Source organism: Paracoccus panacisoli, assembly GCF_042435015.1.
Taxonomy (GTDB): domain Bacteria; phylum Pseudomonadota; class Alphaproteobacteria; order Rhodobacterales; family Rhodobacteraceae; genus Paracoccus; species Paracoccus panacisoli.
The window spans coordinates 1-1,654 of record NZ_JBHMQU010000057.1; the positions used below are offsets into that span (position 1 = coordinate 1).

At 80.7% G+C, this 1,654-nt stretch carries 1 protein-coding gene; it reads right to left on the minus strand.

Annotation, left to right across the window (positions count from 1 at the left end):
• Positions 1–88 precede the first annotated feature (88 nt).
• On the minus strand, positions 89–1,654 hold a 1,566-nt coding region (locus ACFHYO_RS11910), incomplete at its 5' end, for a hypothetical protein (RefSeq protein WP_394320651.1).

A 1,654-nucleotide genomic window follows, 5' to 3' on the forward strand; every position in this document is an offset into this window, starting at 1 on the left:
CCGGGCTGGTCCGGCGCATCCGGCGGTCCGGTGTCGAGGCCCGGCGCGACGGGCGGGGGGGCCGCGCCGCGCGGGCGCCCCGGCGGGGTCACCGGCGGGGGCCGCCGAGATGGTCGGTCAGCAGCAGCTCGACCGCCGCGCGACGGGCCGTCTCGGGTTGGCCGAGGCGGGTCAGCGCCGCGAGCCCGCCAGCGGCGCGGGCGGTGTCGCCGTCCAGCCCGGCCTCGACATCCGTCAGCGCGGCAAGCAGCGCCAGCCCGCGGCCTTGCGGCGGGGCTGCGAGGTCGGAGGCGGTCCGCAGCGCGGCGGCATAGGCCGCACCGGGGCTGCCGGGGGCGTAGGCCGGGTCGCTGTAGGGGGGCGGGGCGGGCCCGTCGGCGGCGGGGCGGGTGTCCGAAGCCTGAGCGGTGTCTGCCGGTTCGGCGGGTGCCGCGCGGTCCGCGTCGGCGCCGTCCCCGTCTGCGGCGGGAGGCGCCGCCGCCGGGTGACCCTCGGCCAGTTGCACCAGCGCCCGGTCGGCCTCGGGCAGCCTTGCGGCGCCCGGCACCGGCACGCCGGCCAGCAGCCGCAGATGCGCCGCGCTTTCGGCGGCCGGGCCGTCGAGCCCGGCGGCCGGCAGGCGCACCGCCACCAGACGGGCGAGCGCGGGCAGCAGCCCGGCCTCGGCAAAGCGGCGCTCGGCGTCGGGCAGGGCCTCGGCCAGCGCCGCCCCGTCGCCCGCACCGAGCGCCGCGTCGAGGCGCTGATAGGCCGCCGCCCGGTCCCAGATCCCGCCCGACGCCGCGGGCTTCTGTTCGGCATAGGCCGCGGCGAGCCGCGCGGGGTCGATGGCGCCGGCGCGGGCGAGGCGCTCGGCGGACTCGATCTCGGCCTTCCAGCCCGCGTCGCCGCCGAGGTCCGACCAGGCGAAGGGCAGGGGAAGCTGGCTCGTCGCCAGCGGCTGGCCGATCGCCTCGAAAAGCCGGAACTCGAGCGGCGAGACCGACCGCGGGTCGGGCAGCGCCTCGGCCAGATCGGCGCTCGAATCGTCGAGGAAGCGTTCCAGCAGCGCCACGGTCTGCGGCGGGATCAGCCCGGCGTCGCGGGCCCCGTGGAGCGTCAGCGCCGCGGCCGGCCAGTCGCCCGCCTGCGCGAGGCAATAGGCGCGGGCGGCGAGGTCGGGGGCGAGGCCGGGGCGGTCGGCCATGAGCTGGCAGACCTCGGTCGCGTCGCCCTGATAGAGGGCGGCGTCGAAGCGGCGGGCGAAGCCCTCGGCGCTGCCGGTGCCGGCGGCGCGGGCCAGCGCCTCGGCCTCGGGGACGAGCCCGAGGGCGATGAGCCGGTCGGTGCGGGCGAGAAACAGCCGCCCCTCGTCGCCGGTGCCCGCCGCGCCGCCCGGCGTGCCGGTGGGGGCGTCGAGCTGCGCGGTGAGCATCCGCACCAGCAGCGCCCGCGTCGCCGCGAGCCGCGGCTGGGCGGACCCGAGCGCCGCGGCGATGTCGCCCGCGGCGGCCGCGCCCCAGAGGTCGCTGGGCAGGCCCGCGGCCCCGGCCGGGACCGCGCCCTTGGCGTCCGGGTTGCCGTTCGAGAGCCGCGTGACCCCGACCCGCGGGACCGCCGCCGTCTCGGCAACGCCCGCGCCGGTGCCCTTGGCGCGCGTCGCGGGGCGCGCGGG